Below are 20,465 nucleotides of genomic sequence, written 5' to 3' on the forward strand. Positions count from 1 at the left end.
CTTGAATTAAGTTACCGATGCAACCCGTTCAGGTTACGCGTATTTCTTCTGGACTTCCTGGGCGACCGCGGTCGGCACAGGCTCATAGTGATCGAACTGCATCGTGTAGGCCGCGCGGCCCTGGCTCATCGAGCGCAGGTTGTCGACGTACTTGAACATGTTGGCCAGCGGCACCATCGCGTTGATGACGACAGCCACGCCACGCGCTTCCTGGCCCTGGATCTGGCCGCGACGGCCGTTCAGGTCGCCGATGACGCTGCCGACATAGTCTTCCGGGGTCACGACTTCGACCTTCATGATCGGCTCGAGCAGCTGCACGCCAAGCTTGGGTGCGGCTTCACGGAAGCAGGCGCGGCCGGCGATTTCGAAGGCCAGAACGCTGGAGTCCACATCGTGGTAAGCGCCGTCGATAAGCGTCGCCTTGACGCCGATCATCGGGAAGCCCGCGAACGGACCCGACGACATGACGCTGTTGATGCCCTTTTCGACACCCGGGATGTATTCCTTGGGAACCGCACCGCCGACGATCTTGGTCTCGAACTCGAACTCCGAGCTTTCCGGGTTCGGTTCGAACACGATCTTGACGCGGGCGAACTGACCGGTACCGCCGGTCTGCTTCTTGTGGGTGTAGTCCTGCTCGTGCCTGCGGGTGATGGTCTCGCGGTAAGCCACCTGCGGCGCGCCGACATTGGCCTCGACCTTGAACTCGCGACGCATGCGGTCGACGATGATGTCGAGGTGAAGTTCGCCCATGCCCGAAATGATGGTCTGGCCGCTTTCCTCGTCCGTCTTGACACGGAAGGACGGATCCTCGGCAGCCAGGCGGTGAAGGGCGAGGCCCATCTTTTCCTGGTCGTTCTTGGTCTTCGGCTCGATGGCGATCTGGATGACCGGATCGGGGAATTCCATGCGCTCGAGGATGACCGGGTGCAGCGGATCGCTGAGCGTGTCGCCGGTGGTCGTGTCCTTGAGGCCAGCCAGAGCAACGATGTCGCCGGCAAAGGCTTCTTCGACGTCGGCGCGCGAATTCGCATGCATCTGCAGCATGCGGCCGATGCGCTCTTTCTTGCCCTTGACGGTGTTATCGACCGAGATGCCCTTGGTCAGCTTGCCCGAATAGATGCGGGCAAAGGTCAGCGAACCGACGAACGGGTCGTTCATGATCTTGAAGGCCAGCATCGACAGCGGCTCGTTGTCGTCGGCATGACGCTCGATCTCGGCGTCGGTCTTGGCGTCGACGCCCTTGATGGCGGGAACATCGGCCGGCGACGGCAGGTATTCGACGACGGCGTCGAGCAGCGGCTGCACGCCCTTGTTCTTGAAGGCCGAGCCACAGAACATCGGGTAGAACTTGACGGCGATGGTGCCCTTGCGGATCAGCGCGCGGATCTCGTCATTCGACGGCATCTTGCCTTCGAGGTAATTCTCGAGTGCCGTCTCGTCCATTTCGACAGCGGCTTCGATCATCTTCTCGCGGTATTCTTCGGCACGGGCCTGGAGATCGGTCGGGATCTCGACGACGTCCCAGGCTGCGCCCAGCGTCTCGTCGCGCCAGACCAGCGCGTTCATCTCGACGAGATCGACAACGCCCTTGAATTCAGTCTCAGCGCCGATCGGCAGCTGCATGACGACGGCATGCGCACCAAGACGCGAGCCGATCATCTCGACCGAGCGGTAGAAGTCGGCGCCGATCTTGTCCATCTTGTTGCAGAAGATCATGCGCGGAACTTTGTACTTGTCGGCCTGGCGCCAGACAGTCTCGGTCTGCGGCTCGACACCGGCATTGGCATCGAGCAGCGCAATGGCGCCGTCGAGCACGCGCAGCGAACGCTCGACTTCGATGGTGAAGTCGACGTGTCCGGGAGTGTCGATGATGTTGAAGCGGTACATCTTGCCGCTGCGACCCTTCCAGAAGGTCGTGGTGGCGGCGGACGTGATGGTGATGCCGCGCTCCTGCTCCTGCTCCATCCAATCCATGGTGGCAGCGCCGTCGTGGACTTCGCCGATCTTGTGCGACTTGCCCGTGTAATAGAGGACGCGCTCGGTGGTCGTCGTCTTGCCGGCGTCAATATGCGCCATGATACCGAAATTGCGGTAGTCTTCGATTTTGTATTCGCGGGCCATCTTGGATGCCTTCTCAGTCTCGTTCGCGCTTTACCAGCGGTAGTGTGCGAAAGCGCGGTTGGCTTCAGCCATCTTGTGGGTGTCTTCACGCTTCTTCACGGCGGTGCCGCGGTTGTTGGCTGCGTCCATCAGCTCGCCGGAGAGGCGGTCGACCATGGTGGTCTCGTTGCGGTTGCGGGCCGCGGCGATCAGCCAGCGGATCGCCAGGGCCTGGCGGCGCTCGGGGCGCACATCGACCGGAACCTGGTAGGTAGCGCCGCCGACGCGGCGCGACCGGACTTCCACATGCGGCGCGACATTGTCGAGCGCCTGATGGAAGACGGTGACCGGCTCCTGCTTGGTCTTCGACTGAACCTGGTCGAGCGCACCGTAGACGATGGTCTCGGCAACCGACTTCTTGCCGTCATACATGACGGCGTTCATGAACTTGGTGACGATCAGATCGCCGAACTTCGGGTCCGGATTGATCTCACGCTTTTCTGCACTGTGACGACGCGACATGGCTTTTGTCTCTCAATCTCGTAGCCCGACGCATTCAAGCAGCGCCAGGGCCGGAAAATCTTACTTCGGACGCTTGGCGCCGTACTTCGAACGGCGCTGCTTGCGGTTCTTCACGCCCTGCGTGTCGAGCACGCCGCGGATGATGTGGTAGCGCACGCCCGGAAGATCCTTTACGCGGCCGCCGCGGATCATGACCACGGAGTGTTCCTGAAGGTTGTGGCCTTCGCCGGGGATGTAGCCGATCACTTCAAAGCCGTTGGTCAGGCGGATCTTGGCCACCTTGCGCAGTGCCGAGTTCGGCTTCTTCGGCGTCGTTGTATAGACGCGCGTGCAGACGCCCCGCTTCTGCGGGTTCTGCTGCATGGCCGGGACCTTGTTGCGCTTCACCGGCGCAATGCGCGGCTTGCGGATCAGCTGGTTGACGGTAGGCATTAAACCCTCTTGTCTCTCAATTCCGTGTCTCGCCCGGTCAGGGCCGCTCAAAGCGCCAATTCCATACGCAAATTCGGGCCATAAACCGCGCCTCGCGGTCCTGCCCGAACAAAATGCAGAGGAAGCGGGAACCGCTTCATGCGCGCCGGAAATGTCTTTTCGCTCGTAAAACGAACCCTGTTTGAGGCAAACTCCAAAGCGTGTCGCTTCGGAAGGGAGAGCCTCACATCGGTTCTGACTGGGCGGCTTCTACTCGCAAGACCGTGAACCGTCAACCCCGGCACGCCAAATATTGCGCGCTGACGACGGCTTGGCAGCCATGCGAAAAATGCATGTAATTTTCTTTCTTCGTTTTACAAGGCAGAGGAAGAAAGTGACCGGGGCAGACAAGAAAGTGACCGGCTTTTGGCTGTCATGCGCGGGTTCTTCATGGCAAAAGGCGCCATGGACAGCCCAAAACCCCTCGCCCGCCCCCGTCTCAAGAGGAATCAGCCCGTGAACGACAATGAGGAACGCCCGGTCACCATCGTCACCGGCCGGGTCTGGAAAAAGAAGGGCGGCAAGCCGGAAGGCGTCCATGTGATGCTGGTCGCGCCCGACGACGATTCGGCCGTGCGCCGGGTGCTCGAATCGCTTGCGGCCGAAGGCTATGCCGAGGTCGAGCTCGACCAGATCGGCGATATGGACGGCGAACCCGACGAGGAGCCGCATCTGTCAGCCTTTCAGGGTGCGCTCGAAGGCGAAGTGTCGATCGTTACGTTCGAGGTTCCGCTCTGAGCGTGGCCGGCTGCTTGCGCCTGTCACCGCGCCGGCTTGCCCGGCACCGGTTCTCTGCTAAGAACCGAGCGACTTAACCAGCCAAATTCGAATCCGCGGAGTTCCCATGCCCTCGAACAATGGTCCCATCAAGCTCGGCATCGTCGGCGTCGGCAAGATCGTGCGCGACCAGCATCTGCCGGCAGTGGCCAAGGATGCGGACTACCGCCTAATCGCCGCCGCCAGCCGGCACGGCAAGGTGGACGGCATCCCGAATTTACCGACCATCGAGGCGATGATCGACGCGGTGCCCGACCTCGAGGCCGTCTCGCTGTGCATGCCGCCGCAGTTCCGCTACGACGCGGCACGCACGGCGCTGATGGCGAAGAAGCACGTTTTCCTGGAGAAGCCGCCGGGCGCCACCGTCAGCGAGGTCGAGGACCTGAAGCGGCTGGCGGCAGCCAACGGCGTCTCACTGTTCGCCAGCTGGCATTCGCGCTACGCGCCGGCAGTGGAGGCCGCGCGCGCCTTCCTGGCGTCGGCCAGGGTCAACTCGGCTGCTATCGTCTGGAAGGAAGACGTCCGCCGCTGGCACCCAAACCAGGACTGGATCTGGGCGGCCGGCGGTTTCGGCGTCTTCGATCCCGGCATCAACGCACTGTCGATCGCAACCCACATCCTGCCGGCGATGTTCATCACCTCGGCCGTCCTCGACTTTCCGGAAAACCGCGCCTCGCCGGTGGCGGCCCACGTGACCTTCCGCACCTCCGACGGATTGCCGGTGACCATGGAGCTCGACTGGCTGCAGACTGGACCACAGAGCTGGGACATCCTGGCCGACACCGACAAGGGCAAGATGGTGTTGTCGGGCGGCGGCACCAGGCTCGCCATCGACGGAAAGGTGGTTCACGACGAGCCGGAAGCCGAATATCCCCAGCTTTACCGGCGCTTCGCTGAAATCGTACGCGCCGGCGTCTCCGATGTCGATTTGGCACCCCTGCAGCACGTGGCCGACGCCTTCATGCTCGGCAAGCGCAATGTGGTGGAAGCGTTCTTCGATTGAGCGATGAGTTCTGCCGGACCGCAGTCCGGACACTCATCATGCAGCCTTACTCGACGATCGCAATCGCAAACCCGTCATAGCCTTTGGCGCCGACGGTCTGGATGGCGGTGCCGTCCAGGCGCTTGTCGCCGCCGATGAAGGAAAACGCACCGCGTGCGCCTTCGACATACGCGTCACGGCCATCGTCGTTGAGCACGGTGCCGTCGCGGATGACGTTGTCGCAGATGATGACCGTCCCCGGCCGCGACAGGCGCATGGCCCATGACAGATAATTCGGGTTGTTCGGCTTGTCCGCGTCGATGAAGATCAGATCGAACGGACCGGCATTTTCGGCAGCCAGCGTCTCAAGCGACTGAAGCGCGGGGCCGATCCTGAGCTCGACCTTGTCCGGCACCCCTGCCCGCTCGAGATTCGAGTGCGCGACTTTTGCATGATGCGGCTCGAGTTCGAGCGTCACGATCTTGCCGCCGACGGGCAATCCCCTTGCCATCCAGATGGTCGAGTAGCCGCCAAGCGTGCCGATCTCCAGCACCTTCCTGGCGCCGCTGATGCGGACCAGCAGCGACAGCAGCTTGCCCTGCGCCGGCGATACGTCGATGGCCGGCAGGCCCTGGTCGCGGTTGGCCGCAAGCACCGCTTCGAGGATGGGATCTGCCTCGAAGAGAGAGGAAACGATGTAGTCGTCGACGTCAGTCCAAACCTTCTTGCTCATGTTTTCCTCGATTCGATTGGGGGTCAAAACGCGAAAAGGGGCCACTGGGGCCCCCTTCCTTCTTCTCGTCCTACCGCGCTTACTGCGCGGCGTTGACCATGTCGGTCAGCATCGGCTCGGCGACCTCGACACCGGAGGCCTTGCGGCGTTCGTCGATGATCAGTTCGTCGCGCGAGGTGGCGATGCGCCGGATCTGGCTCATCGTGCCGCCGGTACCGGCCGGGATCAGCCGGCCGACGATGACGTTTTCCTTCAGGCCCTGCAGCATGTCGGTCTTGCCGGCAACCGCAGCTTCGGTCAGCACCCTGGTCGTCTCCTGGAAGGAGGCGGCCGAGATGAAGGAAGGCGTCTGCAGCGAGGCCTTGGTTATGCCCAGCAGCACCGGCTGGCCTTCGGCCGGCTTCTTGCCGTCCTCGACCAGGCGCTCGTTGACCTCTTCCAGTTCGATCACGTCGACGTGGTCGCCCGGAATGTAGGTCGAGTCGCCCTGTACCGTGATCTCGACCTTCTGCAGCATCTGGCGAACGATCACCTCGATGTGCTTGTCGTTGATCGACACGCCCTGCAGACGGTAGACTTCCTGGATTTCGTTCACGAGGTAGGAAGCAAGTGCTTCCACGCCCTTGATCGCCAGGATGTCGTGCGGCGCCGGATTGCCGTCGAGGATGTAGTCGCCCTTCTCGATGACGTCGCCGTCCTGGAGATGGAACGGCTTGCCCTTCGGGATCAGGTATTCGACCGGCTCAAGCGTCGAGTCATGCGGCTCGATGATGATGCGGCGCTTGTTCTTGTAGTCGCGGCCGAAGCGGATCGTGCCATCGATCTCGGCGATGATGGCGTGATCCTTCGGACGACGTGCCTCGAACAGTTCGGCAACACGCGGCAGACCGCCGGTAATGTCCTTGGTCTTGGCGCTTTCCATTGGGATACGCGCCAAAACGTCGCCGGGACGAACCTGCGAACCCGGCTCGACCGAAAGAATGGCCTCTACCGAGAGCAGGAAGCGGGCGTCGCCGCCCTTCGACAGCTTGCCGACCTTGCCCTTGGGGTCAAGGATGGCGATCGCCGGCTTGAGGTCGTTGCCGCGTGGCGTCGAGCGCCAGTCGATGACCTCGCGCTTGGTGATGCCGGTCGATTCGTCGGCCGTTTCCTGAACGGAAATGCCGTCGACCAGATCCTCGTACGACACCTTGCCCTCGATTTCGGTGAGGACGGGGCGGGTATAGGGATCCCATTCGGCGATACGCTGGCCGCGCTTCACCTTGTCGCCATCGTCCACGAAGATGCGCGAACCATAGGTAAGGCGATGCGAGGCACGCTCCTTGCCGGCTTCGTCGAGGATCAGCACCGCCATGTTGCGGCCCATGACCATCTGCTGGCCGTCCGAGTTGCGCACCACGTTGCGGTTGCGGATCTCGACCTTGCCCTCATACGAGGCTTCAAGGAACGAGCTGTCCACCACCTGCGCCGTACCGCCCATGTGGAAGGTACGCATGGTGAGCTGGGTGCCCGGCTCGCCGATCGACTGCGCCGCGATGACGCCGACGGCTTCGCCCTGGTTGACCGGGGTGCCGCGGGCAAGATCGCGTCCGTAGCAGACCGCACAGACGCCGATCCTGACCTCGCAGGTCAGTGCCGAGCGAATGCGGACCGACTGCACGCCGGCCTTTTCGATCTTTTCCACGTCACGTTCGTCCATCAGCGTTCCGGCCTTGACCAGAACCTCACCCGAAAGCGGATGCGTGATGTCGTCGAGCGAGGTGCGGCCCAGCACGCGCTGGCCGACCGAAGCGACGACCTGACCGGCATCGACGATCGGCTGCATGGTGAGGCCCTTGTCGGTGCCGCAATCCACGGAGTTGACGATGCAGTCCTGCGCCACGTCGACCAGACGACGGGTGAGGTAACCCGAGTTCGCCGTCTTCAAGGCGGTGTCGGCCAGACCCTTGCGGGCGCCGTGGGTCGAGTTGAAGTACTCGAGCACGGTCAGGCCTTCCTTGAAGTTCGAGATGATCGGCGTCTCGATGATTTCACCCGAGGGCTTTGCCATCAGGCCGCGCATGCCGGCGAGCTGACGCATCTGGGTGGGCGAACCACGCGCACCCGAATGCGACATCATGTAGATCGAGTTCATCGGCTTTTGACGGCCACTGTCCTCGAACTCGACGGCCTTGATGCGGGCCATCATCTCGTCGGCGACCTTTTCCGAGCACTTGGCCCAGGCGTCGACGACCTTGTTGTACTTCTCGCCCTGAGTGATCAGGCCGTCATTGTACTGCTGCTCGTATTCCTTGGCCAAAGCTTCGGTGTCGGAAACCAGCTTGATCTTGGCGTCCGGGATCAGCATGTCGTCCTTGCCGAACGAAATGCCGGCGCGGCAGGCGTGGCTGAAGCCGAGGGCCATGATGCGGTCGCAGAAAATGACCGTCTCCTTCTGACCGCAGTGGCGGTAGACGGTGTCGATCATCTTGGAGATGTTCTTCTTGGTCATCTCCTGGTTGGCGGTCTCGTAAGGCACGTTGACGTTCTTCGGCAGCAGTTCGCCGATGATCATGCGGCCAGGCGTGGTGTCGTAGATTTTCGACACGACCTTGCCTTCGGCGTCGACCGTGCGGAAGCGACCCTTGATCTTGGAGTGCAGCGTCACCGCCTTGGTCTCGAGCGCATGCTGGAGTTCGCCCATGTCGGCAAACACCATGCCTTCGCCCGGCTCGTTCTGATTGACGATCGAGAGATAGTAGAGACCCAGGACCATGTCCTGCGACGGCACGATGATCGGCGCGCCGGAAGCCGGGTGCAGGATGTTGTTGGTCGACATCATCAGCACGCGGGCTTCAAGCTGCGCTTCCAGCGACAGCGGCACGTGAACGGCCATCTGGTCGCCGTCGAAGTCGGCGTTGAAGGCCGTGCAGACCAGCGGATGCAGCTGGATCGCCTTGCCTTCGATCAGGATCGGCTCGAACGCCTGGATGCCGAGGCGGTGCAGCGTCGGCGCACGGTTCAGCAGCACCGGATGCTCGCGAATGACCTCGTCGAGGATATCCCAGACTTCCGGACGCTCCTTCTCGACCAGCTTCTTGGCCTGCTTGACGGTCGAGGAGAACCCCTTGGCGTCGAGGCGGGCGTAGATGAACGGCTTGAACAGTTCGAGCGCCATCTTCTTCGGCAGGCCGCACTGGTGCAGCTTGAGCTCCGGACCGGTGACGATGACCGAACGGCCCGAATAGTCGACGCGCTTGCCGAGCAGGTTCTGGCGGAACCGGCCCTGCTTGCCCTTCAACATGTCGGACAGCGACTTCAGCGGACGCTTGTTGGCGCCGGTGATGACGCGGCCGCGACGGCCGTTGTCGAACAGCGCATCGACGGCTTCCTGCAGCATGCGCTTTTCATTGCGCACAATGATGCCGGGGGCGCGCAGCTCGATCAGCCGCTTCAGGCGGTTGTTGCGGTTGATGACGCGGCGATAGAGATCGTTCAGGTCGGACGTCGCGAAACGGCCGCCATCCAGAGGAACCAGCGGGCGAAGGTCCGGCGGGATCACCGGAACCACCTTCATGATCATCCATTCCGGACGGTTGCCGGACTCCATGAAGTTCTCGACGACCTTGAGCCGCTTCAGATACTTCTTCTGCTTCAGCTCGGACGTGGTCGAAGCCAGTTCCGAACGCAGGTCGCCGGCGATCTTCTCCAGGTCCATGCCGGCCAGAAGGTCATGAATGGCCTCGGCACCGATCATGGCGGTGAACGAATCCTCGCCATATTCGTCGACGGCGATCATGTACTCTTCCTCGCTGAGCAGTTGGTGCTCCTTCAGCGCGGTGAGGCCAGGCTCGGTGACGATGTAGTTCTCGAAGTAGAGGACGCGCTCGATGTCCTTCAGCGTCATGTCGAGCAGTGTGCCGATGCGCGACGGCAGCGACTTCAGGAACCAGATGTGAGCGACAGGTGCCGCCAGCTCGATGTGGCCCATGCGTTCGCGGCGAACGCGCGACAGCGTGACTTCGACGCCGCACTTTTCGCAGATGACGCCCTTGTACTTCATGCGCTTGTACTTGCCGCACAGGCATTCATAGTCCTTGATCGGGCCAAAAATGCGCGCGCAGAACAGACCGTCACGCTCCGGCTTGAAGGTGCGGTAGTTGATGGTCTCCGGCTTCTTGATCTCGCCGAACGACCAGGACAGAATCTTCTCAGGGCTGGCGAGCGATATCCGGATGGAATCGAACACCTGCGCCGGCGCCTGCGGATTGAAGAGATTCATGACCTCTTGGTTCATGCCGTTCTCCTTTTCGGGGTCCTCGAAAACCCCTTGCCTCTAACGCGGGCCAAATGCCCGCTGAGTGGTCGGCCCACTGGCCGTAGAATTTGTTGCATCCGGTCGCGGCGTTCCGCGACCGGATGTCTTGCTTACTCGGCCGCGCCCCTATTCGGCAGCATCTGGCAGCCGGACAGGGTTGTCGTCGAGCTTGGTGTTCTCCAGCTCGACATTGAGGCCGAGAGACCGCATTTCCTTGACGAGCACGTTGAAGCTCTCGGGAATGCCGGCCTCGAACGTGTCGTCGCCGCGCACGATCGCCTCGTAGACCTTGGTGCGGCCGGCGACATCGTCCGACTTCACCGTCAGCATTTCCTGCAGCGTGTAGGCGGCGCCATAGGCTTCCAGCGCCCAGACCTCCATTTCGCCGAAGCGCTGGCCACCGAACTGCGCCTTGCCGCCCAGCGGCTGCTGGGTAACGAGCGAGTACGGACCGATCGAACGCGCGTGGATCTTGTCGTCCACCAGGTGGTGAAGCTTGAGCATATAGATATAGCCCATCGTCACCTTGCGATCGAACGGCTCGCCTGTGCGTCCGTCATAGAGCTGCGACTGACCGCTGGTGTGCAGGCCCGCCTGCTCCAGCATGATGTTGATGTCGACTTCATGCGCGCCGTCGAACACCGGTGTCGCGATAGAGACGCCGCGGCGCATCTGCTCGCTGAGGCGAACGATGCTCTCGTCGTCATATTCGCGGACCGGCTCGTTGCGGTCGTTGGCTGGGATGAAGCTCTCGAGCGTCTTGCGCAACGGCTTGATGTCTCCAGCCGTCTTGTACGCGTCGATCAGCTCGCCGATCTTCTTGCCCATGCCCGCGCATGCCCAGCCCAGATGCGTTTCCAGGATCTGGCCGACATTCATGCGGCTCGGCACACCCAGCGGGTTGAGCACGATATCGGCATGCGTGCCGTCCTCGAGGAAAGGCATGTCCTCGACCGGAACGATCCGCGACACGACACCCTTGTTGCCGTGACGTCCGGCCATCTTGTCGCCCGGCTGCATCTTGCGCTTCACGGCCACGAAGACCTTGACCATCTTCATGACGCCCGGAGGCATTTCGTCGCCGCGCTGGACCTTCTCGACCTTGTCCATGAAGCGCTGCTCGAGCGCCTTCTTGGAATCGTCGTACTGGCCACGCAGGGCTTCCAGTTCGCTCTGGAGCTTTTCGTTCTCAACCGCAAACTGCCACCACTGCGAACGCGGATACTCGTCCAGCGTGTCCTTCGACAGCTTCGAGCCCTTCTTGAAGCCCTTCGGCCCGGCAATGGCTTCCTTGCCGACGAGAACGTCGGAAAGGCGCGAATAGACGTTGCGGTCGAGGATCGCCTGCTCGTCGTCGCGGTCCTTGGCGAGGCGTTCGATCTCCTCGCGTTCGATCGCCATGGCGCGCTCGTCCTTCTCGACGCCGTGGCGGTTGAAGACGCGCACTTCGACGACTGTGCCGAAGGTGCCCGGAGGCATGCGCATCGAGGTGTCGCGAACGTCGGACGCCTTTTCACCGAAGATGGCGCGCAGGAGCTTTTCTTCCGGCGTCATCGGGCTTTCGCCCTTCGGCGTGATCTTGCCGACCAGGATGTCGCCCGGCTGCACTTCCGCGCCGATATAGACGATGCCGGCTTCGTCGAGGTTCTTCAGCGCTTCTTCCGAAACGTTCGGAATGTCGCGCGTGATTTCCTCCGGTCCAAGCTTGGTGTCGCGGGCCATGACCTCGAATTCCTCGATGTGGATCGAGGTGAAGACGTCGTCGGCCACGATGCGCTCGGAGAGCAGGATCGAGTCCTCGTAGTTGTAGCCGTTCCACGGCATGAACGCGACCAGCACGTTGCGGCCGAGCGCCAGATCGCCGAGCTCGGTCGACGGACCGTCGGCGATGATGTCGCCCTTGTTGACGCGGTCGCCCATGCGCACCAGCGGACGCTGGTTGATGCAGGTGTTCTGGTTCGAACGCTGGAACTTCATCAGCCGGTAGATGTCGACGCCCGACTTGCCGGGATCGAGATCTTCCGTGGCGCGGATGACGATACGCGTCGCGTCCACCTGGTCGACGATGCCGCCGCGGCGGGCGCCGATGGCGGCACCCGAGTCACGGGCAACGATCGGCTCCATGCCGGTGCCTACGAACGGCGCTTCGGCGCGCACCAGCGGCACGGCCTGACGCTGCATGTTGGAGCCCATCAGCGCGCGGTTGGCGTCGTCGTTCTCGAGGAACGGGATCAGCGCCGCGGCCACGGACACCATCTGCTTGGGCGACACGTCCATGAGATCGACGTTTTCGCGCGGCGCCATCATCACTTCGCCGGCGCTGCGGCAAATGACGAATTCGTCGACGAAACCACCATTCTTGTCGAGCTCGGCATTGGCCTGCGCAACGTGGTGCTTGGACTCTTCCATAGCGGAGAGATAGACGACCTCATTGGTCAGCTTGCCATTGACGATCTTGCGGTACGGGCTTTCGATGAAGCCGTACTTGTTGACGCGCGCGAAGGTCGCCAGCGAGTTGATCAGACCGATGTTCGGGCCTTCCGGCGTCTCGATCGGGCAGATGCGGCCGTAATGCGTCGGGTGCACGTCGCGCACTTCGAAGCCGGCGCGCTCGCGGGTCAGACCGCCCGGGCCAAGTGCCGACAGGCGGCGCTTGTGGGTGATCTCCGACAGCGGGTTGGTCTGATCCATGAACTGCGACAGCTGCGAGGAACCGAAGAACTCGCGCACGGCGGCAGCCGCCGGCTTGGCGTTGATCAGGTCCTGCGGCATCACCGTATCGATCTCGATCGAGGACATACGTTCCTTGATCGCGCGCTCCATGCGCAGCAGGCCGACGCGGTATTGGTTCTCCATCAGCTCGCCGACAGAACGCACGCGGCGGTTGCCGAGATTGTCGATGTCGTCGATCTCGCCCTTGCCGTCGCGCAGCTCGACCAGCGTCTTGACCACGGCCAGGATGTCGTCCTTGCGCAGCACGCGCACGGTATCCTCAGCCTTGAGCTCGAGGCGCATGTTCATCTTGACGCGGCCGACGGCCGACAGGTCGTAGCGCTCCGAGTCGAAGAACAGCGAGTTGAACATGGCTTCGGCGGTTTCAAGCGTCGGCGGCTCGCCCGGGCGCATGACACGGTAGATGTCGAACAGTGCGTCCTGGCGGCTCTCGTTCTTGTCGACGTTGAGCGTATTGCGGATGTAGGCGCCGACATTGACGTGGTCGATGTCGAGAACCTTGATCTCGCTTTCGCCCGTGCCGAGCAGCACCTTCAGCGTCTTTTCATCGATCTCGTCGCCGGCTTCGAGGAAAATCTCGCCGGTGCCGTAGTTGACGATGTCCTCGGCCAGGTAATTGCCGAGCAGATCCTCGTCGGTCGCCTTGATCGCCTTCAGACCCTTTTCGCCAAGCGCCCTTGCTTGGCGGGCGGTGATCTTCTTGCCGGCCTCGACGACAACTTCGCCTGTGTCGGCATCGACGAGGTCGCCAACGGCCTTGAGGCCGCGGAAACGCTCGACGTTGAACGGGATGCGCCAGTGGTCGCCGGCGCGCTTGTAGGTGATCTTGTTGTAGAAGGTCGACAGGATCTCTTCGCCGTCCATGCCGAGCGCCATCAAGAGCGACGTCACCGGAATCTTGCGGCGGCGGTCGATGCGGGCATGCACGACGTCCTTGGAATCGAACTCGATGTCGAGCCACGAACCGCGATAGGGAATGACGCGCGCCGCAAACAAAAGCTTGCCCGAGGAGTGCGACTTGCCCTTGTCATGGTCGAAGAAGACGCCCGGCGAACGGTGCATCTGCGAGACGATGACGCGCTCCGTGCCATTGACGATGAAGGTGCCGTTGAGCGTCATGAGCGGCATGTCGCCCATATAGACGTCCTGCTCCTTGATGTCCTTGATCGACTTTGCGCCGGTATCCTCGTCGATATCGAACACGATGAGGCGAAGCGTCACCTTGAGTGGCGCGGCATAGGTCAGGTCGCGCTGACGGCATTCGTCAACGTCGAATTTCGGTCCTTCGAACTCGTACTTCACGAACTCCAGCATCGAGGAGCCGGAGAAATCGGAGATCGGGAAAACCGACTTGAAAACGGCCTGCAGTCCCTCGTCCGGACGCCCACCCTTGGGCTCCGCCACCATCAGGAACTGGTCATAGGATGCTTTTTGAACCTCGATCAGGTTCGGCATCTCCGCAACTTCCGGAATCTTTCCGAAGAACTTGCGTACGCGTCTGCGGCCATTGAAAGTCTGGGTCTGGGCCATCGTCGCTCCTTAGCTATAAACTCGGGGCGAGCCTCGCCGCGGCTCACCTTGCATGCGCGGCCACCTCGGCGGCGGCCCCTGATCTGTTTCCCGCCGCCTGGCGGCGACGGCTAAAACGGGAGAAAACCCGTTTCCTGAAGGCCGGTTTCGGCCCTCAGGAAAGAGGTTCTCGTACATCTCGCGCTACGCATCCTCCCCTCTGATGAAGGGAGTGGCGGACGGCGCGAGGCCGCCCGCCGCTTTTACGCTTACTTCAGGTCGACCTTGGCGCCGGCTGCTTCCAGCTGGGCCTTGAACTTCTCAGCGTCAGCCTTGGAAACGGCTTCCTTGACCGGCTTCGGAGCTGCTTCGACCAGATCCTTGGCTTCCTTGAGGCCCAGGCCGGTGATGGCGCGGACTTCCTTGATGACGTTGATCTTCTGAGCGCCTGCCTCGGTGAGGACGACGTCGAATTCCGTCTTTTCCTCAGCCGGAGCAGCAGCAGCGGCAGCGCCGCCGGCAGCGGCAACCGCCACCGGAGCAGCAGCCGAAACGCCCCACTTTTCTTCCAGAAGCTTCGACAACTCGGCCGCCTCGAGGACGGTCAGCTTCGAAAGGTCGTCTACGATCTTTGCCAGATCAGCCATTGTTGTATTCCTTCATCAGGTTCGAACGTGTGTTTGTGATAGCGAGGAACGGCCTCATGCCGCCTCGTCCTTCCGGGCGTAAGCGCCGATGACGCGCGCGACCGAAGCCGCTGGCGCATTGACGATCTGGGCGATCCGGGTTGCCGGCGTGGCGATCATGCCAACCAGCCTGGCGCGCAGCTCATCGAGCGACGGAAGTGTGGCGAGTGCCTTCACACCGTCGGCGTTGAGCGAGGTGGTGCCCATTGCGCCGCCGAGAATGACCAACTTGTCATTTCCCTTGGCGAAATCGGACGCGACCTTCGGCGCCGCAATCGGATCCTCCGAATAAGCGATCAGCGTCTGTCCCTTGAACAGGTCGATGATCGATGCGGAGTCCGTGCCCTGAAGAGCGATTTTGGCGAGACGGTTCTTCGCGACTTTGACGGTGCCACCGGCAGCGCGCATTTTCGACCGAAGGTCGTTCATTTGCGCGACGGTGATACCGGCGTAGTGGGCCACGACGACTGAACCAGCGCCTGCAAAAGCACCATTCAGGCCCGTGACGAGTTCGCGTTTTTCCGCTCTGTCCACTGCCTATCTCCAGTTGACCCCTGCCCCGCTAGTGGGACAGGCGTCGGGTTGCCTTTTTGCCGGCCGGGCCATCCATTACAGATCTCCCGAACGACGCTCGAGGATCCTGCCCCCTTTCGCCACATCGACGGCAAGCCGGAGATGCGCAGACAAAAGGCAAACACGGTTCGAACCTTTCATTGGAGCTTGTCGCTCCGTTGTCCGGCTTTCACCCGTCTCATGCAGGCCCAATTCAATTAAGGCTTCTGGGCCGCCTGCAATCTCGGACAGGATGTCCGGAAGCCTCTCGACTTCCGGTACCGGGCCGCCGACAAGTCGGAGGCCCGGAATTCACTTGCGGATCAGCGCCTTGGCAGCCGATCCAGATGTTCGTATCAAGACGCTGCGAGCGTCGAGACGTCGAGCTTGAGGCCCGGGCCCATCGTCGAGGTGACCGACACTTTCTTGACGTAGTTGCCCTTGGCGCCAGCCGGCTTTGCCTTGGTCACGGCATCGGCGAAGGCGCGGACGTTTTCTTCCAGCGCCTTGACGTCGAACGAGACCTTGCCGACGCCGGCATGAACGATGCCGGCCTTCTCGACGCGGAACTCGACAGCGCCGCCCTTCGATGCCTTGACGGCGGCGGCGACGTCGGTGGTGACGGTGCCGACCTTCGGGTTCGGCATCATGCCGCGCGGGCCCAGCACCTTGCCCAGACGGCCGACCAGCGGCATCATGTCCGGCGTGGCGATGCAGCGATCGAAGTCGATCGTGCCCTTCTGGACGATGTCGACCAGATCCTCGGCACCGACGATGTCGGCGCCGGCGGCGCGAGCCTCATCGGCCTTGCCGCCACGTGCGAACACGGCGACGCGGACAGAGCGGCCGGTGCCGTTCGGCAGGTTGACCACGCCGCGGACCATCTGGTCGGCATGGCGCGGGTCGACGCCTAGGTTCATCGCAACTTCGATGGTCTCGTCGAACTTCACCGTCGAACGGTCCTTGAGCAGCTTCAGCGCCTCACCAAGGGCATAGGCCTTGTTGGGGTCGATGCCGTCGCGGGACTTCGATACACGCTTTGCAATCTTTGCCATGATCTCAGCCCACCACTTCCAGACCCATCGAGCGGGCGGAGCCCTCGACCATGCGCATGGCCGCCTCGACGTCGTTTGCGTTCAGATCCTTCATCTTCTGTTCGGCGATGGCGCGCACCTTGTCGCGACCGATCGTGCCGGCCTTGATCTTGCCCGGCTCTTTCGAACCCGAAGTCAAGTTCGCCGCCTTTTTCAGGAAGTAGCTCACCGGCGGCGTCTTCATGACGAAGGTGAAGGACTTGTCCTGGTAATAGGTGATGACGACCGGGATCGGCGATCCCTTTTCCATTTCCTGGGTCTGCGCGTTGAACGCCTTGCAGAATTCCATGATGTTGATGCCGCGCTGACCAAGTGCCGGGCCGATCGGCGGAGACGGCGTAGCCGATCCCGCTTTGACCTGGAGCTTGAGCTGGCCTGCAATTTTCTTAGCCATCTCTTTCCTGCCTTTATCTCATGCCGGCCCCAGTATCGGGAACACCGGCGGTTGCAGTCTGGTGGTGCGGTCCGCGCGGCCGGCTAAAGCCGCATTCGCCTCCCACCCGTTCATGGCCGCGCGCTTTCCGCGCCGCCTCCCCTTGCCGGCGAACCGGCGCAGGGTTTTCGGATCAGCCCTTTTCGACCTGTCCGAATTCCAGATCGACCGGCACGGCGCGCCCGAAGATCGAAACTTCCACCTTGAGCCGCGCCCGCTCCTCGTCCACTTCCTGGACGAAACCGTTGAACGAGGCGAACGGACCATCCGAAACGCGGATCGCCTCGCCGATCTCGAAAGTGACCGAAGGCTTCGGCCGCTCGACGCCTTCCTGAACCTGGTTCAGGATGCGCTGCGCCTCGGCTTCGGTGATCGGCACCGGCTTGGAGTCACCGAGGAAGCCGGTGACCTTCGGCGTGTTCTTGACCAGCGAGAACACCGCATCGGTCAGATTGGCCTTGAGCAGCACATAGCCCGGAAAGAACTTGCGCTCGGCATCGACCTTGCGGCCGCGGCGGATTTCGACGACCTTCTCGGTCGGCACCACGATCTGCTCGATATCGGCGGACAGGCCCTTCTGCTTGGCCTTGTTCTCAATGTCCTCGGCGACCTTCTTTTCGAAGTTCGAATAGGCGTGGACGATGTACCAGCGCGCGGTCATTTCAAGACTTCTCCGTAATCGCCGGACTTAATGGCCGAGGCTCAGTAACCGCTCGATCGCGTAGCCCATGGCCACGTCGGCGGTGAAGAAAAAGATCATCGCGATGACCGCGAATACGAGCACCATCACCGTCGAGATCATCGTCTCCCGGCGCGACGGCCAAGTCACCTTGGCGGTCTCCGCGCGGACCTGCTGGAGAAAGACGAAAGGATTTGTGGTTTTCGAAGCCATATGCCGCTCTGTCTTCAAGACCCGTTGGCCGGGTCTCCTGGATGATCCCGCTGGCCGGGACGTGCCGCCTGGGTTCAAGTCGGCGCCGAATCAGCGCCATTTCGCCCATGCAAATCGGACGCGTAAAGCCGGCTTCCCAGCTCCACGCGTCGCGTGTCTGTTGTGTCTACATAAAACCGATTCTTGATCCACGCAAGTGGCAAGTGTCCGCTTTATGACCAAACGCCGCCTCGGAACCATCCAGTCGTCCCGTCCCGGCTATCGGGGCCTTATGCCTCAGTTCACCCAATATGGCAAGCCGCCTGCCGTTTTTCAATGCCGGACCCGAATTCCGGAGGTGCATCCGGAAATCAGGCACGTGACTACAAGTTCGAGGAAATGGCGTTGAGGACGAACCTGCGACCTGCTGTTTTGGAAAGCAAATGAAGCACCCAAGGTTGGAATCCAGCTGCCCCTGGCGAGGCAGCTGGATCAACCCAGGGTTAGTTCAGGCACAGGCGAGTTCGACCCCGGCCACTGCGCCGATTCCGCGTGGTGGGCGTGGGCGCGGCGCGATCACTGCCGGGCACGAGGGCGGGTCGTCGTCATCGTCGGGGCCGAAAGAACGGCCACGACGCCGCCAAGCCTTGAGAGCGCTGCGGCGCGAGGAGGGTCGCCAAGGCAGCACTCGGCCTGAAGTCTCTTTCCCCAGCGTGGGTTTCTCATCGAGAGCCTTCAACGCCCTCAGAATCTGGTCGACAGGGATTACCGTGCCGTTGTCCAGGCGGCGCAAGGCAGGCTGGTTTTCCACCGCGCAGGCATCGGACGCCCACGAGGAAAGCAGTGCCCGCTTTTCTCCACGGCTGAGGCGTGGATGGTTGATGACGTCGTCTGGATTGTCGAGCAGGCACAAAGAAGTTTCAATTTTGCCCGAGCGTGCCGCAGAAAGTGTCGGTGTCTCGTAGAAGTTGTCCATCTCCATTCTCCGCAATCTGGGCCTCCCGGCCGAAGCCGGGAGGCGGACCGCAGGGATAACTGAATCGATACGATCAGGCCGCTTTGCGGGTGCGTTCCGTATCCTGGGCGATCTGCTTGCCGCCCACCTGAGCGTCGCCGGCCCCGATGCTGATGCGGCGCGGCTTCAGCTCTTCGGGAATCTCACGGACGATGTCGATGGTCAGGAGACCCTTCTCAAGGTTTGCTGCCTTGATCTTCATGTGGTCGGCAAGCTTGAACGTCTGCCTGAAACTGCGGTAGGCGATGCCCTGGTGCAGCAGCTGGCGTCCGCTCTGATCATCAGCCTTCTGGCCTACCACGACCAGTTCGGGTCCATGCTGGGTCAGCTCAACCTCATCCTGGCTGAAGCCTGCGATGGCCATCGAGATACGGTAGCCGTTCTCGTCGACCTTCTCGATGTTATAGGGCGGCCAGTCCGGACGCGTGCCGCTGTCGAGCATGTCGAAAAGCCGGTCGAAACCGACGGTGGTCCGATAGAGAGTATCAAAGGTTCTCATAGCCACATCCTCCTTTGAAGCAACATGGGTACAAGGGCGCCGCCCAGCAGCGCCGTCTTTTGCCAAGCCAATCGGCCTCGGCGCGAAACGAATTAGGAAGGGCCGAAAACGGGTTCAAGAGCCCTGTTCAGAAAATTTCAGAAGCCAGGCCAGCATCCCGCTTCCAATAATTCGCAGCCGCTGAAAAGCAGCCGGCGGCAGCAAAATATGCCTATTCTGAATTGTGAACGCAAATGGCAATTGGCTCGCCAATGGCAGTTGGATCAAGGAAATCGGTTCGTGGAAATACGCCGACTTCGGCATTGCGCATCAGCGCTCTCGCTCTGCGATGCCTTCGGAACGTCGCTCGTCGAGTACGCCGCTTCAGCCCAACCAAACGAGGAGCCAAAACAAGGCGTTTCTAAAATGCCGGATTCCAACGAGGAAAATGGCACGGGCAGCAGGGCTCGAACCTACGACCTGCGGTTTTGGAGACCGCCGCTCTACCAACTGAGCTATGCCCGTACGCGCGTTTCAGCGCAGGCGCTTCCTAAAAGCTTCCGGGCGCGCTGTAAAGAGTTGTCTGACGCGCTTTCAGATCCTTTGCCGGAAATCCGGATAGGTGATGACCAGCCCGTCCCTGCCTATCTCGATTTTCGCCTGCCTGAAGCCGCATGCCGGCGCTCAGCCCCCGGCCGGCGGCTTGTACGGCCCGCCCGGCACGCCCCAGCCCCAGGCCGGCATCGGTTCGGTCTGCGGGTCGCAAGTCTCGCCGAGGGCAGAGTTCATCTTGGCCAGCCGCGATCCCCATTCGACATAGCCGATGAAGGCGGAGCGGAATTCGGGATCGTCCGGCAACCCGACCGCATCGGCGGCATCGGCAAGCAGGCTGATCCAGCGGCGGCGCTGTTCCTCCGTCAAATGCTTGCCGAGATGATGCATGACCATCTCGCGGTGACCGCCAAATTTCTCGCTGTAGGTCTTCGGCCCGCCAAAAACCTCGCCGATAAAGGCCGCGACATGCGCGGGATGATCCGGCGACATGTGTTTGAACATTGGGCCGACCACCGGGTCGCGGGACACCATGTCGTAAAAGGTTTCCGTCAGCCGATTGAGGGCTTCGATGCCGCCGGCCCATTCGTAGAGTGTCGGGATATCCTGGCTCATTCTCGATCCTCCCCCGGGCGACGCCTGCCACGACGATAGCGG

At 61.9% G+C, this 20,465-nt stretch carries 17 protein-coding genes and 1 tRNA gene; 2 read left to right on the forward strand and 16 right to left on the reverse strand.

Annotated features, from left to right (window positions below):
• Positions 1-33: 33 nt before the first annotated feature.
• The 3 genes from fusA to rpsL are packed head-to-tail and all read right to left on the reverse strand — an operon-like array spanning position 34 to position 3,057.
• The gene (fusA, locus tag NLY33_RS21525; protein ID WP_023707177.1) at positions 34-2,124 is read right to left on the reverse strand and encodes an elongation factor G; all 2,091 of its coding nucleotides are present in this window, start codon (positions 2,122-2,124) and stop codon (positions 34-36) included.
• Between the two features lie 30 nt (positions 2,125-2,154).
• Positions 2,155-2,625, reverse strand: coding sequence for a 30S ribosomal protein S7 (gene rpsG / locus NLY33_RS21530; protein ID WP_008875664.1), 471 nt, complete (start codon positions 2,623-2,625; stop codon positions 2,155-2,157).
• 60 nt (positions 2,626-2,685) lie between these two features.
• On the reverse strand, positions 2,686-3,057 hold the full coding sequence (gene rpsL, locus NLY33_RS21535) for a 30S ribosomal protein S12 (protein WP_006333356.1): 372 nt from the start codon (positions 3,055-3,057) through the stop codon (positions 2,686-2,688).
• Positions 3,058-3,552: 495 nt separating this feature from the next.
• Between rpsL and NLY33_RS21540 the strand changes: the two genes are divergently transcribed.
• Together NLY33_RS21540 and NLY33_RS21545 are read left to right on the forward strand one after the other, a co-directional pair.
• A complete protein-coding gene (locus tag NLY33_RS21540; protein WP_023686022.1) occupies positions 3,553-3,834 on the forward strand; it encodes a hypothetical protein in 282 nt (93 codons plus the stop codon).
• Between the two features lie 106 nt (positions 3,835-3,940).
• Positions 3,941-4,876 (forward strand): Gfo/Idh/MocA family protein, encoded by a 936-nt coding sequence (locus NLY33_RS21545; RefSeq protein WP_023690568.1) that lies wholly within the window; start codon positions 3,941-3,943, stop codon positions 4,874-4,876.
• Between the two features lie 46 nt (positions 4,877-4,922).
• On the opposite strand, the gene NLY33_RS21550 is transcribed toward NLY33_RS21545, so the two are convergent.
• From NLY33_RS21550 to NLY33_RS21610, 13 genes are all read right to left on the reverse strand, one after another.
• The gene (locus NLY33_RS21550; protein ID WP_023667433.1) at positions 4,923-5,588 is read right to left on the reverse strand and encodes an O-methyltransferase; all 666 of its coding nucleotides are present in this window, start codon (positions 5,586-5,588) and stop codon (positions 4,923-4,925) included.
• Positions 5,589-5,667: 79 nt separating this feature from the next.
• Entirely contained in the window at positions 5,668-9,864 is a 4,197-nt protein-coding gene (gene rpoC / locus NLY33_RS21555; protein WP_023707178.1) for a DNA-directed RNA polymerase subunit beta', read from the reverse strand.
• A 147-nt stretch (positions 9,865-10,011) separates the two neighbouring features.
• Positions 10,012-14,148 (reverse strand): DNA-directed RNA polymerase subunit beta, encoded by a 4,137-nt coding sequence (gene rpoB / locus NLY33_RS21560; RefSeq protein ID WP_023686024.1) that lies wholly within the window; start codon positions 14,146-14,148, stop codon positions 10,012-10,014.
• A gap of 248 nt (positions 14,149-14,396) precedes the next feature.
• On the reverse strand, positions 14,397-14,774 hold the full coding sequence (rplL, locus tag NLY33_RS21565; protein ID WP_023667436.1) for a 50S ribosomal protein L7/L12: 378 nt from the start codon (positions 14,772-14,774) through the stop codon (positions 14,397-14,399).
• A 54-nt stretch (positions 14,775-14,828) separates the two neighbouring features.
• Positions 14,829-15,347 carry a 50S ribosomal protein L10 gene (gene rplJ / locus NLY33_RS21570; protein WP_023667437.1) on the reverse strand — a complete coding sequence of 173 codons (519 nt, stop codon included), beginning with the start codon at positions 15,345-15,347 and terminating at the stop codon, positions 14,829-14,831.
• Positions 15,348-15,721: 374 nt separating this feature from the next.
• Positions 15,722-16,420, reverse strand: coding sequence for a 50S ribosomal protein L1 (gene rplA, locus NLY33_RS21575; protein ID WP_023667438.1), 699 nt, complete (start codon positions 16,418-16,420; stop codon positions 15,722-15,724).
• A 4-nt stretch (positions 16,421-16,424) separates the two neighbouring features.
• A complete protein-coding gene (gene rplK, locus NLY33_RS21580) occupies positions 16,425-16,853 on the reverse strand; it encodes a 50S ribosomal protein L11 (RefSeq protein ID WP_006333334.1) in 429 nt (142 codons plus the stop codon).
• Positions 16,854-17,025: 172 nt separating this feature from the next.
• Entirely contained in the window at positions 17,026-17,553 is a 528-nt protein-coding gene (nusG, locus tag NLY33_RS21585; protein ID WP_006333333.1) for a transcription termination/antitermination protein NusG, read from the reverse strand.
• Between the two features lie 27 nt (positions 17,554-17,580).
• Positions 17,581-17,784: a preprotein translocase subunit SecE gene (gene secE / locus NLY33_RS21590; protein ID WP_023667439.1), complete on the reverse strand. Its 204-nt coding sequence runs from the start codon at positions 17,782-17,784 to the stop codon at positions 17,581-17,583.
• Between the two features lie 487 nt (positions 17,785-18,271).
• Positions 18,272-18,739 carry a hypothetical protein gene (locus NLY33_RS21595; RefSeq protein WP_023707179.1) on the reverse strand — a complete coding sequence of 156 codons (468 nt, stop codon included), beginning with the start codon at positions 18,737-18,739 and terminating at the stop codon, positions 18,272-18,274.
• A gap of 73 nt (positions 18,740-18,812) precedes the next feature.
• On the reverse strand, positions 18,813-19,277 hold the full coding sequence (locus NLY33_RS21600) for an Hsp20 family protein (protein ID WP_023708950.1): 465 nt from the start codon (positions 19,275-19,277) through the stop codon (positions 18,813-18,815).
• A gap of 428 nt (positions 19,278-19,705) precedes the next feature.
• A tRNA-Trp gene (locus NLY33_RS21605) sits at positions 19,706-19,781 on the reverse strand.
• Positions 19,782-19,940: 159 nt separating this feature from the next.
• Positions 19,941-20,423 carry a group II truncated hemoglobin gene (locus NLY33_RS21610; protein ID WP_023707182.1) on the reverse strand — a complete coding sequence of 161 codons (483 nt, stop codon included), beginning with the start codon at positions 20,421-20,423 and terminating at the stop codon, positions 19,941-19,943.
• Positions 20,424-20,465: the final 42 nt, after the last annotated feature.

The organism is Mesorhizobium sp. C432A (assembly GCF_030323145.1).
GTDB lineage: Bacteria > Pseudomonadota > Alphaproteobacteria > Rhizobiales > Rhizobiaceae > Mesorhizobium.

What these genes read in the sequence shown, in the direction of transcription:
- fusA (WP_023707177.1), bottom strand. Translation starts at nt 2,124, where the DNA reads ATGGCCCGCGAATACAAAATCGAAGACTACCGCAATTTCGGTATCATG.
- rpsG (WP_008875664.1), bottom strand. Translation starts at nt 2,625, where the DNA reads ATGTCGCGTCGTCACAGTGCAGAAAAGCGTGAGATCAATCCGGACCCG.
- rpsL (WP_006333356.1), bottom strand. Translation starts at nt 3,057, where the DNA reads ATGCCTACCGTCAACCAGCTGATCCGCAAGCCGCGCATTGCGCCGGTG.
- NLY33_RS21545 (WP_023690568.1), top strand. Translation starts at nt 3,941, where the DNA reads ATGCCCTCGAACAATGGTCCCATCAAGCTCGGCATCGTCGGCGTCGGC.
- NLY33_RS21550 (WP_023667433.1), bottom strand. Translation starts at nt 5,588, where the DNA reads ATGAGCAAGAAGGTTTGGACTGACGTCGACGACTACATCGTTTCCTCT.
- rpoC (WP_023707178.1), bottom strand. Translation starts at nt 9,864, where the DNA reads ATGAACCAAGAGGTCATGAATCTCTTCAATCCGCAGGCGCCGGCGCAG.
- rpoB (WP_023686024.1), bottom strand. Translation starts at nt 14,148, where the DNA reads ATGGCCCAGACCCAGACTTTCAATGGCCGCAGACGCGTACGCAAGTTC.
- rplL (WP_023667436.1), bottom strand. Translation starts at nt 14,774, where the DNA reads ATGGCTGATCTGGCAAAGATCGTAGACGACCTTTCGAAGCTGACCGTC.
- rplA (WP_023667438.1), bottom strand. Translation starts at nt 16,420, where the DNA reads ATGGCAAAGATTGCAAAGCGTGTATCGAAGTCCCGCGACGGCATCGAC.
- rplK (WP_006333334.1), bottom strand. Translation starts at nt 16,853, where the DNA reads ATGGCTAAGAAAATTGCAGGCCAGCTCAAGCTCCAGGTCAAAGCGGGA.
- nusG (WP_006333333.1), bottom strand. Translation starts at nt 17,553, where the DNA reads ATGACCGCGCGCTGGTACATCGTCCACGCCTATTCGAACTTCGAAAAG.
- secE (WP_023667439.1), bottom strand. Translation starts at nt 17,784, where the DNA reads ATGGCTTCGAAAACCACAAATCCTTTCGTCTTTCTCCAGCAGGTCCGC.
- NLY33_RS21595 (WP_023707179.1), bottom strand. Translation starts at nt 18,739, where the DNA reads ATGGACAACTTCTACGAGACACCGACACTTTCTGCGGCACGCTCGGGC.
- NLY33_RS21600 (WP_023708950.1), bottom strand. Translation starts at nt 19,277, where the DNA reads ATGAGAACCTTTGATACTCTCTATCGGACCACCGTCGGTTTCGACCGG.
- NLY33_RS21610 (WP_023707182.1), bottom strand. Translation starts at nt 20,423, where the DNA reads ATGAGCCAGGATATCCCGACACTCTACGAATGGGCCGGCGGCATCGAA.